The organism is Pararhizobium polonicum, assembly GCF_001687365.1.
GTDB lineage: Bacteria > Pseudomonadota > Alphaproteobacteria > Rhizobiales > Rhizobiaceae > Pararhizobium > Pararhizobium polonicum.
In genome coordinates this window covers 190,314-204,350 of the sequence record NZ_LGLV01000014.1, presented here as the reverse complement: position 1 = coordinate 204,350, position 14,037 = coordinate 190,314, and the positions used below count along the sequence as shown (strand labels likewise).

Below are 14,037 nucleotides of genomic sequence, written 5' to 3'. Positions count from 1 at the left end.
TCAGGATCTCAGGCGCCGGATGCCGTAGGTAAAAACGAGAGAGAGGAAGATCGCGACCCCGGAGCCGAACTGCTGCCAGTAGAAGTCCCAGCCGATCAGCAGCAGGCCGTTGGCGACGATCGCCAGGAACAGGACGCCGGTGAGCGTGCCCAGCACGTTGGGGCCCCTGCGGCCGCTCATGGTCGTGCCGATATAGGCGGCGCCGATGGCGTTCATCAGAAAAGCATTGCCGGAAAAGGGCATGTAGGCGTTGACGTTCGCGGAGAGAAAGATGCCCGATATGCCGCCGATCGTCGCCGTTAGCATGTAGATACTTGCTAGCGTGAGTCCGATGGGTATGCCTGAGTAGAGCGCCAGCAGCGGCTGCACCCCGATCGCGGCACTCTGGCGGCCGAGCCTGCTTTTTTCGAGGAGAAGATGAACGGCGAGCGCCAGCACGATCACCACCAGCAACGGGATCGGTAGTCCCAGCACCGGTCCGCGTGCGAGAAAGGGCAGTGCGGCCGGAACCGTGTTGTAGGGGATGTAGAGCGGATTGCCGCCGCTCGTGGTCAACTGCTGTACCGAATGGCCGATGAACAGCGTGCCGAGTGTCGCCAGAAATGGCGTGATCGCCAGCACGGCAATCAGCAAAGCATTGAAGATACCCGCAGCGAGCGCAGCGGCGAGACCGAGGAAAATGGAGGCCGGCACGGAAAATCCAGCGGCGATCGCTGCTACGAACGACAGACTTGCAAAGTCGATGGCCACGGCCACCGACAGGTCGATGCCGCCGGAATGGACGGCGATGGTCAAGGCGATCGCCGCGATCGACAGGATTGCGAAATTGTTGATCAGCAGGTTGCGGATGTTGCCGGCGGTTGCGAAGCCGGGTGCGAGCGTCGCGAAGAACACGAAGGCGACGATGACGGCGAGCGGCAGCCCGAGGCGGGTCAGCAACTGCACGGCGGAATGCGCGCGTGCACCGGTCCGGATTGCGGAAAGGCTGGCGATGCTCATACCTTGCTCCTGACCGATGTTACCGCAACGACGAGCAAGGTCAGCGCGCCCTGGATGCCGCTGACCCAGTAGCTCGAGACGTTGAGCAACTGGAACCCGTTGGTGAGCATGCCGATGAAGAGGCTCGCCAGCAGCGTCCCGGCGATCGTCGCGATCAGACGGCGGGAAAAGATGACGCCGAGAAAGGTCGCGGCGATGACGGGCAGCAGCATTTCGCTCGAACCGTTCGAGTTTGCGCCAAGGAATGCGATCGAGAACAGGCCGCCGACGGCGCCGGAAAGTCCGCTTGCTATATAGGCACCAGCGATATGGACGGAGACGTTTAGCCCCGCTGCGCGCGCTGCCAGCGGATTGCCGCCTACCGCATGCAGGTTCAGGCCGAGCGGCGTGTGACGCGTCACCAAGATGAGGACGGCGCCGGTGATCAGCAGCGCATAGGCAAGGATGGGAAAGCCGAACCCGTCCGTTCCGCCGAGAAAGGTGGTCAGTGGTGTCTCGACAAGGATGGTGGCGTTCTTGGTGACGATCTGCTCGAGGCCGGTCGCAATCGTCATGGTCGCGAGCGTTGCTAGAAGCGGCAGCATACCGATCAGCGTCACGGAAAATGCATTGACGATCCCGATGCCAAGGCCGGCCGCCAACGCGGCGCCGATGCTGACGGCTTCGGGCTGGCCCGCCTGGGACAGGCTGGCATAGATCGCGGCGGCGAGCCCCATGGTCGCGGGCAGCGAGAGGTCGATCCCGCCGGCCAGCGCATTGTCTCCACCGGCGATCACGACAAGCGTCAGGCCGAAGGCAAGCACGCCGAGGATTGCCGACTGGGAGGCGATCGACAAGAGATTGCCGGGAAGCAGGAACAGTGGCGAACTTGCCGCGAAAAACAGGAAGATCGCAACGAACAGCAGCAGCGCGCCCGCGCGCAGAACTGAGGGGAGGAGGGTTTCCAAATCCGGCCGCCGAAAACCCTGCGGTGTGGCCTGTTCAATGGGCAGAGGCGTCATGTGTATTCCCGTGCTTGCCGGCGACAGCTGCGGTCAGCAGCTTCGCGGATGTCACCGATCCCGCCGGCTGGTCAAGTGCGATACGCCCGCGGTGAAAGACGACGATGCGGTCGCACAGCCCCTGGACCTCGTCGAGATCCGAGGAGACGACGATCAGCGCTTGGCCGTTGTCGGCAAGGTCGCGCAGGATGCGATAGATCTCGGCCTTGGCTGCGACATCGATGCCGACGCTCGGTTCATCCAGAACATAGAGGTCTGCCTCGCGGCACAGCCACTTCGCCAGCGCAACCTTCTGCTGGTTGCCGCCGCTGAGGCTTCCGGCCTGCACCGTCTCGTCCGGCGCTTTAATGCGCAGGGAGCCGAGGAAATCTCGCGCGCGACCGCCTTCGGCGCGCTGGCGCATGAAACCCGCGCAGCTGAAGCGGTCAAGGCTCGCTAGCACGATGTTTTCCCTCAAGCTGAGTGTCAGGCCGACGCCTTGGGTGCGGCGATCTTCGGGAACGAGTGCCAATCCGGCGGAAAGGGCTTCGCGCGGCGAGCGTGGTGCATAGGGAGCGCCCGCAAGCGTCATCGTGCCGCTTTCCGGACGCTCCAGTCCGAATAGTACGCGTGCGAATTCCTTGATGCCCGAACCGATCAGGCCCGTGACGCCCAGGATTTCGCCGCGCCGGACAGTCACGTCCACATTCGCGAACCTTGTCTTGTGCGAGAGGCCGGTGATCACAAGGACGGGCGCGCCGATGGAGGCGCTCCGATCGGGGAAGAGGCGGCCGATGTCGACGCCGATCATCAGTTCCGTCATCGCATCGATGCTGGTTTCCGCCGCATCGAGTGTCGCGATGTCCTGGCCGTTGCGCAGTACGGTGACGCGGTCGCAGATATCGCGGATTTCCCGCAGGTAGTGCGAGATGTAGATGACGGTCATGCCGTTGTCGCGCATCGCGCGGATCGCGCGGAAGAGGTTGTCGACCTCCTGCTTCGCGAGCGCCGCCGTCGGCTCGTCGAGTACGACAACACGCGGGTCCAGCAGGAGCGTGCGCGTGATATGGACGATCTGTTGCTGCGCCGTCGACAGGTCCCGCATCAGCGCCTTTGCAGGAAGCTCGGTCTGGAAATAACGGTGAATGATGGTGCGCGCCTTCTGGCGGAGGCCGCGCCGGTCGATGATCACACCGTTCCGCGAGACCGCGCGCGTGGCGTAGAACAGGGTCTCCTCCACCGTGAAGGCAGGCATCGTCATCCGGTCCTGGTAGATGATGCCGATGCCCTTGCCGATCACGTCGCCGGGCGTCAGGCGATCGACCCGCTCGCCCTGGATGACGATGTCTCCGGCATCGGCATGTTCAAGGCCGGACAAGATCTTCATCAGGGTCGATTTTCCGGCGCCGTTCTGGCCGATCAGCCCGTGGACCTCGCCGCGCCGCACACTGAGGTTTGCGCCGGAAAGGGCGGCAACGGGGCCGTATCGCTTTTCGATCGCGCGCAGGTCGAGGGCAAGGTCGGTCTGGGGCATCAGGGGTCAATCATCAAAGGGACAGGGAAACCGCAACGTCTGCGGGCGGGCGCCCGGTGCGCCCGCCCTTGCGCGCATGCCGGGCCGGATCAGCCGGCCTGGCCGACCTGCTTCTGGATCTCGCGGGCGTTCTGCTTGTTTGCGAGGACGCCGGGCACGAAGCTGGTGGCCGGGACCGTCTGGCCGGCGAAGTGGCGGGCAACGTTCCAGACTGCGGTCTTGCCGATCAGTTCTGGCTGCTGCACGGCAACGGCACCGGCCGGGGCATTCGGATCGGCGACGAGGGAGACGTATTCGGGCGTTCCGTCGACGCCGTAGGTCAACACGTCCTTGCGGCCTGCTGCAAGAAGCGCCTGGGTCGCGCCGAGAACCGGAATGTCCCACGACGCCCAGATCGCGGAAAGCTGGCCTTCCGGGTACTGGCTAAGAAGGGCAGTCACCTTCTGGAACGAGTCCTGGATCGTGTTCGGGACGATCTCGCGCAGGTCCGGCTGTATGATCTTGATATCGGGATAGTATTTCAGCACCGCATGCAACTGTTCGAGGCGGATTTCGCAGGGAACGACGCCTTCGATAGCCGTGAAGAGGGCAATGTTGCCCTTGCCACCGATGTCGGAGACGAGCTGTAGTGCAAGCTGCGCGCCGATGGAGAAGTTGTCCGACGTCGAGTTATTGATGGCGTTGTCCGTCACCACGTCGACTGTGAAAACGGGAATGCCCGCTTCCCGCAGTTTCTTGAGGCCGGGATCGACGATCGGCAGCGCCCCCAGTGTCTGGATCACGGCATCGGGCTTCTGGGTGACGAGGGTCTGCAACTGCGCGACCAGCTTCTTGTCGTTGCGGCCTGCGTCGAGCCCGATCACCGTTCCACCTAGGCGCTCGATCTCCGCGATCTGGGCTTGGTAGGCCTTCAGGTCGAAGAAGTGATCGGTGCCGACGATGCTGACGGCGATCGTCTTGCCCTTCAGTGACGGAAGATCTGCGGGCGCGCTGTCGGCCTGTGCGGCGGCAGGCGTTGTGAGTGCGCTGATGGTTGCTGCGGCAGCGGTAGCGGCAATGCCGACCTGAAGGAAGCTTCTGCGGTCCATGGGTTCTCCTTGCGGTGAGCGTCGGCAACATGCCTGATCATCGTGCGGGGAAATTACGGAGTCGAATGATAGAAATATATAAAATATATGTTTTTTATATAGATAAGTGAGGTATTTTTTTCTACGTTATCCGAGCCGGAGGCCATGCTCGTACCCAACAAGACAATGTCTCGTTTTCCGGTGAAACAGGGTTCCCTTCGTATTTCATGAGAGTTTCGATGACGCCATTGATCTTCAACGCCTTTGTCATGAACAGCCCCGGCCACCTGTCGCCAGGGCTCTGGCGGCATGCGGACGATCGCTCCGTCCGCTACAAATCGCTGGCCTTCTGGGTCGAATTCGCAACCCTGCTGGAGCGCGGGCTCTTCGACGGCATCTTCATCGCGGACTTCTACGGTCATTACGATGTGTTCGAGGGATCGCCCGCTCAGGCCTTCCGCAACGCCGTGCAGATTCCGCGCAACGATCCGCTGCTGCTGGTGTCGGCGATGGCGCATGCGACGCGCCATCTCGGGTTCGGCGTGACGATGTCCACGACGTACGAGCCGCCATTTGCGCTGGCGCGCCGGCTGTCGACCCTCGATCACCTGACCGACGGCCGGATCGGCTGGAACATCGTTACCTCAGCATCCGAAAGCGCAGCCCGCAATTTCGGCATGCGCGAACAGCTGTCCCATACCGAGCGGTACGATCGGGCGGAGGAATACATGCAGCTATGCTACAAGCTTTGGGAGGCCAGCTGGGAGGACGGCGCCGTGGTGGCCGATCGCGCCAGCGGCATCTATGCAGATCCCGCGCGCATCCATCGGATCGACCATGTCGGGCCCCATTTCTCCGTGGAAGGGCCGCATCTGTGCGAGCCTTCGCCGCAGCGTACGCCGGTGCTGTTCCAGGCCGGGGCATCTTCTTTCGGCCGGCCGTTCGCCGCGAGGCATGCAGAATGTGTCTTCGTCGGCGCGCCGTCCAGGGCCGTTCTTGCCGGCAGCGTCAGGAAGTTGCGGCAGGCCTTTGCGGATGCGGGCAGGGACCCAGCGTCGATCGCGATCATCGCCGAGCATACCGTCATCACGGCGCCGACCGCCGCGGAAGCCGAGGACAAGCATGCGGCCTACAGGCAGCATGCCTCGCGTGAAGGCGCCCTCACCCTGATGTCTGGCTGGACGGGTGTCGATTTCAGCCAGTTCGCGCCCGACGACGTCTTCGAGCATGTCGAGAGCAAGGCCATACGCACGGCGGTGGAAGCAATGAGTTCTGCCGATCCGTCGCGTGCCTGGACTGCGGCCGAGATCGCCGAATGGTGCGGAATCGGCGGCCTCAGCCCGGTGTCAGTTGGCAATCCGCAGGACGTGGCTGATTCGCTGGCCGACTGGGCGCAGGAAACCGGCATCGACGGCTTCAATCTCTCCTACGCCATCATGGACGGCGGGTTCCGCGACTTCATCGACCTGGTCGTCCCGGTATTGCAGGCGAGGGGGCTCTACAAGACGCAGTATCGCGAAGGCACATTGCGCCAGAAACTGTTCGGAAGCGGAGACAAACTCGTATCACCCCACCCGGCATCAGCATATGGTTGCGATACACTATCGCCAACCTGATAATGGCTGGGGACAACCCGTTGTCTGGAGCCGGCGTCGCCGGCATCAATATGCAGCGATGCCGGCAAGGTTCTGGATGAATTCTGCGTCAGGAAGAGCCAAGAGTAAGATGGCTTCCGAGAAATAAGACTTCGTCTGCTGTTCCGACCTCTACCATGTTGGGGGCGGTTCATAACCACCGACGCCCTAATCGCAGCCGGATGAAACTTCAGTGGCAGGTCAATATCATTTACTTGCCGGCATTGATCGCTAACCTTGCCGGCGAGTTGGTCGTCGGCTCAACAACGAAACCGGACGAAAGGAAGATCGTGCGACTCGACATCGGATTTACAATGCTGGCCCTGAGCATGGCTGGACCTGCACTCGCAGCGGATGGGGCAATGCCGCCAACAATTACCATCGACCCGAGCATCGTCGCCTGTAAGACGGTGACGGCGGACGAGATGGGAGCCTTCGTCGGCGCCCCCGCGCGAATCACCGAGACGACCAATGACGGCCTTTGTGCCTGGGAAGGGAGCACACCGGATGCCTACGCGAAGGTCATGTACTTTACGGGTGAAACCAATGGCCTTCCTGCCGGGATGGAGCGAACCTATTTCGATGGGATCATCGAATATACGAAGCGGGAAAAAAAGCCTGGAGAGGTCGTCGAAGTGCCTGGTGTTGGCGATGTCGCGTGGGGAGTAAAAATTGCCGACAACACGACGGATTACTACACGGTCCTTTTTTTCAAGGGTAAGGACAACGTCACGATCACGACGAACGGCATCGGATTCGAGAAAACGGTCGAGATTGCAAGAATAGCGGCCTCGCGCATGTAAACCCTTTCGGGTCAATTGGGACTCTATGCCTGCCAGGGCTAGCACTACTTTGGCAGAATTGATTTTGGGGTCATTTGGAAGCTGATACGGCAGTGTGGACATCGTTGTGGTGGATGGTGGTTTAAGAGCGCGGCTATGACGGCGCGTCGGATAGCTGGCAATGTCGGTTTAGGCGGGCCGCGTCTGTTCCTTTTTTTCCCGCTTTGCTTTGTATAGGCGCTGATGTTGCAGGAAGGCATAAGCGATCATGGTCATCAGTGCGTGTCGATGGAGGCCTTGCCATGATCGGCCTTCGAAGTGATCGAGGCCGAGTTCTTCCTTCATCTGCTGATGCGCCTGCTCGCAGACCCAACGAGCTTTAATGGTCGCCGCGAGTTGTTTCAATGTCGCCGCGGCGGGCAGATTGGATAGATAATATTTGCGTTCGTCGTTTGAGCGCCACTCGCCAACCAGCCACGCCTCTTCGCCCGGCATGTGCTGTTGTCCCTTGTCGAGGATACGCTGCGGGCTGCCATCCGCAATTCGAATACGCAGGGCAGCAAAGCGCGCGGTCAATCGGCCTTTGGTGCCACGCCGCCAGCTGAGTGTCTTCCATGTCGATGCCGCAAGGATCGTTTCGGCTGCGGTCGGCAGCGTATCGGGGATTGTATGCTTGCGCGGTCGTCCATGGCCAGCAACAGGAAAGATCAACGCGACATCATGGGGATACACCTTCTGATGCTTGGGAATGCCGACGGCCCAGGTGAGACCCCGCGCACTCAACCCCTGGCGAAAAGCGGCCGACAGACCGTAACCTGCGTCAGCAAGCACGGTGCCAAATCGCACGCCCGCGGCAATGAGCCGATCGATCTCGTCAAGCGCGATCTCCGGTTTGGTGCGGGATAGGCGCATTGGCTCGGGAACGCCGGCTTTTGCCATCCGATCCTGATCACTGGTCCAACTGTCGGGCAGGAACAGCCGCAGGCCAACGGGGACAGGAGCCTCGGCGCGTGCCAGCGTCAATGACACCAGCGTCTGGCAGTTGGCTCGCTTGCCCAGCATCGATGCATATTGCGGTGCGACTCCAACAGAATGGTCGCCCTTCTTCGGAAGAGCTGTATCATTGATCACCAGAAAAGCATCTGAAGCCCCAACTATTCTGTCAGCCTGCACCGCCAATTCCGCCGCAAGCGGACCGGCGTCCCAAATTCCGTCCGAGATGAAATGATGCAGGCGGTCATAGCGCTCAGGTGCCAGGCGCTCCGCCATCGGCTCGATACTCTTGCGATCTCCCGGCTCGATCAGGCCAGAAACATAGATCGGGCACATCTGCCGACGCTTCTTGTGGCCAAGCGTCTCAACGAACGGCTTCACATTCCGTCAGTGCAACATCCTGCTCTGCCATTCTTCGCACCCCTATGGAAGTGCAAAGATGGCCGATCATCATTAACCGAGGTTAATCTGCCAAAGTAGTGCTAGATTGAAAGGAGGGATATATCGATGGGATATACATGGGTGCGACTGGAAATTGCGAAGGCTGCTTGTCGGATCCCGACTGCCAAGTATTCCTTACCCTGCGCGGAATACGGAGGCCCAGATATCGTTGAGCTCGACCTCGAATCTGTGTGGCATGGCCGCTGGCTTAGATCCCTTCAAGGCGATCCGACTGAAGCTTCACTCCAGCGATAGGGACGCACGCTGATTTCTACTCTTCAGTCTGGTTAAGTTCATCAAGAACGGCCGCTATTTCAGCTTCCGGCACGCTGTCGCCCACGTACCAACTCAGCGTATCGTAGAAGCCAAGGAAAGACTTGCGCACTTGATCGAGAATAGCCACCGCTTCCTCCTTCGAAAGCAGTAATTTCGCGACAAGGAAGGATTTTAGAGCATTTTCAGCTTGAGGATGGGAAAAAATGAGCGATGGCGAAGACCGTGTGGAGAGTTTTTTCAGAGGAAAGACTTGACGTTCACAGGCAACGTTCCTGCTTTGACGAATATCGCGTGAAGATGATGCTACCTCGATGATGAAAGCCTCTGCATCCAGCACCCAATTGGAGCGTGATACGTCGAAATGCTGGAAGTCGCGCGGGTGCAGCAAGAGGTCAATCGTTTTTGCTTCTCCGCGCTCCAAGTGCACTTTGGAAAATGCCTTCAACTCCCGGATCGGGCGCTTCAACCCGGGCCTGACCGGCCGCACATAGAGCTGAACAATTTCCTTGCCTGCGATTTTCCCAGTATTGCGGATCGTGACGGTAACGGTGCAGCTCTCACCCGGCGCGATCGTCTCCCTGTTGATAGACAGGTTTTCATAGGAAAAGTCCGTGTAGCTCAGGCCATGTCCAAAGGGGAAAGCCGGTGCAATAGCCTTTAGGTCGTAGTAGCGGTATCCGACGAAGACGCCTTCGCTATAGATATGGTGGTCATGTTCGCCAGGATAGGTGTGCCAACCTGGAATGTCTTCGATGCGAACGGGCATGCTGGTGGAGAGCTTGCCGCAAGGATTCTGGTCGCCGAAAAGCACGCGGGCGATCGCCTCGCCACCGCCTTGGCCTGGGAAAAAGCAGGCGAGAACCGCATCCACTTTATGAAGCCAGGGCATCTCCACCGTATCCGGCATCGAAAGGACAACAACAACGCGGCGGCCTGCAGCCGCCAATGCGCCGATGAGATCATCGTGACCTTTGACCAGCTTCAGTGTATCGCGATCATTGCCCTCGCCGTTGCGGCTCTTTTCGTTTTCGGTGAAGACAAGGACGACATCGCAATCTGCTGCCGCGTGCAAAACCGTGTTGATCGCGGAAGCCGCATCGGCGGTGGTCTCAACATCGAACGGCATGTGACGGATGGTGCAGTGTTCACCGGCCCTTTTGCAAATCTGCTCGAAGGGTATATCAACCCGGTAAGGATTGGTGGTGGCCGAGCCGGAGCCTTGAATGACCGGCGCGACCGCTCCATTGCCGACCACCAGGATGCGCGGTGAGGCGGAGGCGTCAAGCGGCAAAGCCGCGTTTTCGTTGCGCAGCAGAACGATCGATTCTGCAGCGATCTGGCGGGACAGAACGTGGTGATCTTCGAGGTCGGCTGGAGTGCCCGGCTTCTCGTTTGCTTTGCAGCGCTGAACCAGATCGAGCACTCTTCTGCAGGACGCGTCGATGGTTTCCCGGTCGATCCCGCCGCCTTCGATTGCCGTAAGAAGCTGCGCCTTGCGCGGTTTGCTTTCCGGCATGTCGAGATCGGTTCCGGCTGTAAGAGAAGCCGGCCTGTCCCTGATCGCATGCCAATCGGAAACAACGAGCCCGTCATAGCCCCATTGCTCGCGCAGCACCGTCGTCAACAGCCAGGCGTTCTGCGTCGCGTGAATGCCATTCACCGGATTATAGGCGCTCATGACAGTCCATGGGCGGCCTTTTTCGATCGCCCGCTCGAAGCCGGCAAGATAAATCTCGCGCAGGGCGCGCTCATCGACATCTGAGCTGGTCGTGGTGCGCTCGATCTCGGAATTGTTGCAGGCGAAATGCTTCAGCGATGCGCCGACGCCGTTGTCCTGCATGCCGCAGATCAAGGCTGCGGCAAGGTCACCGTTGATGATCGGGTCCTCGGAATAATATTCATAGGCACGGCCGGCAAGCGGTGTGCGCCGCGTATTGATCCCCGGCCCGAGCAGCAAATGGACGCCGAAGTTCTGGCACTCTGCCGCAAGGGCAGCCCCCATGCGGTAAGCAAGGTCTATATCCCAGGAACAGCCGAGCAGATTGCCGTTTGGAAAACACGTCGCCGGCCGCGTGGTGCCGAACATGGTGCCCGCCTCATCGGCCTGCTGGTTGACCAGAGCTAGAAACCCCTGAAGGCTATTGTCGTCGCTATCGCCGGCATTGATCTGCGTGGTTGAGTATCGAACACCGTAGGCGCCGTCGGTCATTAGGATTGACGGGATGCCGAGCCTCTCGATGGCGGCCGTTTTCCATAGGCCCTGGCCGCTCAAAAGATCGGCCTTTTCCGCAGCCGTCATCTGATCGACGAGCAGCGTCATGTCATCATGGGTATCCTGAACCATTGAAGTCTCTTTAAATTCCGGCTGTTATCAACAGATCTTCTGAAGCAGTTCCATCAGCATCATCCGCTCTGCCGGCGTCAGGGTGCTCAGTGTTTGCTGCGAGATTTCCAAGGCAATCGAGAGATTGCGTTCAACCGTTGCATCGCCTTCGGCCGTCAGCGTCAAAACCAGCCGGCGCGCATCGGTCGGATCCGGTTCCGTATGGACGAGGCCGCGCTTGACGAGGCGGTCGACGACACCCTTGATCGTCGCCATGTCCATGGCCGTCTCGCGTCCAAGATTGCCTTGCGAACATGGCTGCAAATCCTTGAGCCTCACGAGCGCTGCCCACTGGGTGGTCGTCAGCTTCTCCGAAATCAGGCTCGCGAAGATGGCGACATGGCGCTGGTTGGCCTGGCGCAGATAAAAACCGATCTGTTCTCCGAGCGTATATTGCGTCTGGCGGCCATTGGTCCTCGCGCTTGACGGCGCCGCGTCGCCGGGCAAGTCAACATTGTCTTTTAGCGGAACATCCATCCGGATCCCTCAAATCGTGCTGTGCCACGAAGCCATGGCCATTTTGAACGTCAAGCCCGCCACAACTTTAAAATAGCATCCGTCGATAAAATCTCGATCTGTTCCGAAAGCCTGGGAGCCAGGGTCTCCAAAACAACGTCATGCGCTTGCGCGTTGCTGCTTGCCAGGGCATCGGCGGCGAGAATGACGCGGTAGCCTGCATCGACTGCATCCAGCACACTGGCATAGACGCAGACATCGGTCTCGACGCCGGAGAAAATCAGTGTATCGATGCCTGCGGCCTGCAGTCTTTTGGAAAAACCCTCCGTGCCGAAAATCGAGTAGGTTTCCTTATCGATGATGGAGCTTTCATCCGCTATTGCCGCAAGCGGCGCGACGAGATCAAGCATCGCCGGATCGATCACATCCAGGGTAACGGATGACCACCGCCGATAGTAGCTTTTCCATGCACCCTTTGCAGCATCGGCATTTTGCGGAACAACAAAACGCGCGAATACCGTGTCCGATGACCTGGACTCGGTGAGTTTCAGGACGTTTGGAAGGATGACAGCAATCGCCGGCGTATGCCATTCCGTTTCTTCGGCAAAGATGCGTTGCATATCGATGACGACGTGCAACGCATTTTTTGAGACCGGCCGCGTTTCCATGGTCAATCCGTGACTGCGACAGTATGGTCTGCAGCCCAGCTCAAGGTAATGTCGTCGCCTTCGCTGAGCACGGTGCCGTCGCGGTTCTGCGCGAACAGCTTGAGCGGCAGGCCATCGGCCGTCTCCAGATGATAGGACAGCACGGGGCCTGCATAGATGACGGTGGTGATGCGTGCCTTCATGGTGTTTTCACCGGTAAGATCCGGCGAGATCGACATCTTCTCCGGACGTATGGCAAGCGTCACGGTGGAGCCCGTGGATGGCAAGGCGCTCGTGGTTTTGACCAGAGAGCCGTCAGCCAGGCGAACGGCGCCGTTTTCGACCGTTCCAGTGAGGAAGTTGGAATCACCAAGGAATTCGGCTGCAAAGCGGGTCAGTGGTTTTTCATAGACCGTTTCCGGCTCGCCGATCTGGACGATGCGGCCTTTGTCGAGAATGGCCACCTTGTCCGACAGCGTCAGGGCCTCCTCCTGGTCGTGCGTCACGAAGATGGTCGTCAGTCCGCTTTCGCGCTGGATACGCAGCAATTCCACCTGCATTTCCTGGCGCAGCCTGCGGTCCAGCGCCGATAGCGGTTCATCAAGCAGAAGCACGCTCGGCTTGATGACGATGGCGCGTGCCAGTGCGACGCGCTGCTGCTGGCCTCCGGACAATTGCTTGGGCGTGCGGTCGCCGAAGCCGGGAAGGCGCACCATCTCAAGGGCGCGGTCCACTTCCTTGCGGGCGGTGGCTCCCTTGATGCCGCGTCGCTCCAGGCCGAAGGCAACATTCTGGGCGATCGTCATGTGCGGAAACAGGGCGTAGGACTGGAACATCATGCCGATATTGCGGCCCCAGACCGGGACATCGGTGACATCCTTGTTACCGATCATCACCACGCCGTGGTCCGGCTTGATGAAGCCCGCAATGATGCGCAGCAGCGTGGTCTTGCCAGAGCCTGATGGTCCCAGAAGACTGGTGAAGGAGCCTTCGGTGAATTCGGTGGTGATATCGGCGAGAACCGGTGTGGTGCCATAGGTCTTGGCGACGGAATCGACTTTAACGTTTGTCACTTGTGTCTCCGGGCTTGGCGAAGCGCGCAAAAATCAGGATCACGGTCATGGAGCCGAGCAGGAGCACGGTCGAGATCGCATTGATTTCAGGGGTGAAGCCCTTGCGGATCGAGGAATAGATCTGCACCGGCAGCGTCGTGTAGCCGGGCGTTGAGAGAAAGTAGGAAATCACGAACTGATCGAGCGAAACCGCGAAGGCAAAGAGCGCGGCCCCCAGAATACTGGGATAAAGCAGCGGTAGCGTCACGGAGAAGAAGGCATGGACCGGTGTCGAGCCTAAGCTCATGGCAGCTTCTTCAAGATCGGCGCGGATCGTCTTGAAGCCCGTGCCGACCACGAGGACGACATAGGGGATGGCAAGCGCGACATGGCCGATCAACAGCGCATGCATGCCGCGGCCGATCCCGCTCCAGTAGAAGAAGATCAGCATGGCGGTGCCCGTGATCAGCCATGGAATGGCAATCGGCGGGAGCAGCATCAGCTGCAGCAGGCTCTTGCCCCGAAAGGTGCGCCTCGACAGGGCCACCGATGCCATCGTCCCAAGCGTCGTTGCCAGAACGGCGGTGATGGTGGCGATGATGATGCTGTTCATGCCCGACTTCAGGAGCACCGTGTTGCTCCAGAGCGCTTCATACCATTGGGTCGAAAACGAAAAGGGCAGCTCATAGAGTGGAGAGGCATTGAAGCCCATCGCCATCATGACGAGGATGGGCGTGTAGAGGAAAACCAGGATGGCGATGAGATAGAAGCGGCCAAGCGATGTCATCGGCGT

The 14,037-nt window shown here is 59.9% G+C and carries 11 protein-coding genes and 1 pseudogene; 2 read left to right on the top strand and 10 right to left on the bottom strand.

Annotation, left to right across the window (positions count from 1 at the left end; all coding sequences use genetic code 11):
- The 4 genes from ADU59_RS21905 to ADU59_RS21890 form a co-directional block, all read right to left on the bottom strand.
- Positions 1-999, bottom strand: coding sequence for an ABC transporter permease (locus ADU59_RS21905; protein ID WP_068956497.1), 999 nt, complete (start codon positions 997-999; stop codon positions 1-3).
- Positions 996-2,000, bottom strand: coding sequence for an ABC transporter permease (locus ADU59_RS21900; RefSeq protein WP_083198375.1), 1,005 nt, complete (start codon positions 1,998-2,000; stop codon positions 996-998). The genes ADU59_RS21905 and ADU59_RS21900 overlap by 4 nt, the downstream gene beginning before the upstream one ends.
- Positions 1,981-3,513, bottom strand: coding sequence for a sugar ABC transporter ATP-binding protein (locus ADU59_RS21895; RefSeq protein ID WP_068956496.1), 1,533 nt, complete (start codon positions 3,511-3,513; stop codon positions 1,981-1,983). Before ADU59_RS21895 ends, ADU59_RS21900 begins: the two co-directional genes overlap by 20 nt.
- A gap of 89 nt (positions 3,514-3,602) precedes the next feature.
- Positions 3,603-4,601 carry a sugar ABC transporter substrate-binding protein gene (locus ADU59_RS21890; RefSeq protein WP_068956495.1) on the bottom strand — a complete coding sequence of 333 codons (999 nt, stop codon included), beginning with the start codon at positions 4,599-4,601 and terminating at the stop codon, positions 3,603-3,605.
- Between the two features lie 218 nt (positions 4,602-4,819).
- Between ADU59_RS21890 and ADU59_RS21885 the strand changes: the two genes are divergently transcribed.
- Together ADU59_RS21885 and ADU59_RS21880 are read left to right on the top strand one after the other, a co-directional pair.
- On the top strand, positions 4,820-6,196 hold the full coding sequence (locus tag ADU59_RS21885) for an LLM class flavin-dependent oxidoreductase (protein WP_068956494.1): 1,377 nt from the start codon (positions 4,820-4,822) through the stop codon (positions 6,194-6,196).
- A 200-nt stretch (positions 6,197-6,396) separates the two neighbouring features.
- Positions 6,397-7,017 (top strand): hypothetical protein, encoded by a 621-nt coding sequence (locus ADU59_RS21880; RefSeq protein ID WP_068956493.1) that lies wholly within the window; start codon positions 6,397-6,399, stop codon positions 7,015-7,017.
- Between the two features lie 171 nt (positions 7,018-7,188).
- Here the strand turns inward: ADU59_RS21880 and ADU59_RS21875 are convergent.
- From ADU59_RS21875 to ADU59_RS21850, 6 genes and pseudogenes are all read right to left on the bottom strand, one after another.
- Positions 7,189-8,370: pseudogene (locus ADU59_RS21875) on the bottom strand (IS701 family transposase); the annotation flags it as partial.
- A 331-nt stretch (positions 8,371-8,701) separates the two neighbouring features.
- Positions 8,702-11,050 (bottom strand): beta-glucosidase family protein, encoded by a 2,349-nt coding sequence (locus ADU59_RS21870; RefSeq protein WP_068956491.1) that lies wholly within the window; start codon positions 11,048-11,050, stop codon positions 8,702-8,704.
- A 27-nt stretch (positions 11,051-11,077) separates the two neighbouring features.
- Entirely contained in the window at positions 11,078-11,566 is a 489-nt protein-coding gene (locus ADU59_RS21865) for a MarR family winged helix-turn-helix transcriptional regulator (RefSeq protein WP_068956489.1), read from the bottom strand.
- Positions 11,567-11,616: 50 nt separating this feature from the next.
- Positions 11,617-12,213 carry a cysteine hydrolase family protein gene (locus tag ADU59_RS21860; RefSeq protein ID WP_068956487.1) on the bottom strand — a complete coding sequence of 199 codons (597 nt, stop codon included), beginning with the start codon at positions 12,211-12,213 and terminating at the stop codon, positions 11,617-11,619.
- Positions 12,214-12,215: 2 nt separating this feature from the next.
- Complete coding sequence (locus tag ADU59_RS21855; RefSeq protein ID WP_068956485.1) at positions 12,216-13,265, bottom strand: ABC transporter ATP-binding protein; 1,050 nt, start codon at positions 13,263-13,265, stop codon at positions 12,216-12,218.
- On the bottom strand, positions 13,252-14,031 hold the full coding sequence (locus ADU59_RS21850) for an ABC transporter permease (protein WP_068956484.1): 780 nt from the start codon (positions 14,029-14,031) through the stop codon (positions 13,252-13,254). Before ADU59_RS21850 ends, ADU59_RS21855 begins: the two co-directional genes overlap by 14 nt.
- Positions 14,032-14,037 lie beyond the last annotated feature (6 nt).

Coding starts and splice junctions, on each gene's coding strand:
- ADU59_RS21865 (WP_068956489.1), bottom strand. CDS start 11,566: ATGGATGTTCCGCTAAAAGACAATGTTGACTTGCCCGGCGACGCGGCG.
- ADU59_RS21870 (WP_068956491.1), bottom strand. CDS start 11,050: ATGGTTCAGGATACCCATGATGACATGACGCTGCTCGTCGATCAGATG.
- ADU59_RS21885 (WP_068956494.1), top strand. CDS start 4,820: ATGACGCCATTGATCTTCAACGCCTTTGTCATGAACAGCCCCGGCCAC.
- ADU59_RS21890 (WP_068956495.1), bottom strand. CDS start 4,601: ATGGACCGCAGAAGCTTCCTTCAGGTCGGCATTGCCGCTACCGCTGCC.
- ADU59_RS21900 (WP_083198375.1), bottom strand. CDS start 2,000: ATGACGCCTCTGCCCATTGAACAGGCCACACCGCAGGGTTTTCGGCGG.
- ADU59_RS21905 (WP_068956497.1), bottom strand. CDS start 999: ATGAGCATCGCCAGCCTTTCCGCAATCCGGACCGGTGCACGCGCGCAT.
- ADU59_RS21880 (WP_068956493.1), top strand. CDS start 6,397: ATGAAACTTCAGTGGCAGGTCAATATCATTTACTTGCCGGCATTGATC.
- ADU59_RS21895 (WP_068956496.1), bottom strand. CDS start 3,513: ATGCCCCAGACCGACCTTGCCCTCGACCTGCGCGCGATCGAAAAGCGA.
- ADU59_RS21850 (WP_068956484.1), bottom strand. CDS start 14,031: ATGACATCGCTTGGCCGCTTCTATCTCATCGCCATCCTGGTTTTCCTC.
- ADU59_RS21860 (WP_068956487.1), bottom strand. CDS start 12,213: ATGGAAACGCGGCCGGTCTCAAAAAATGCGTTGCACGTCGTCATCGAT.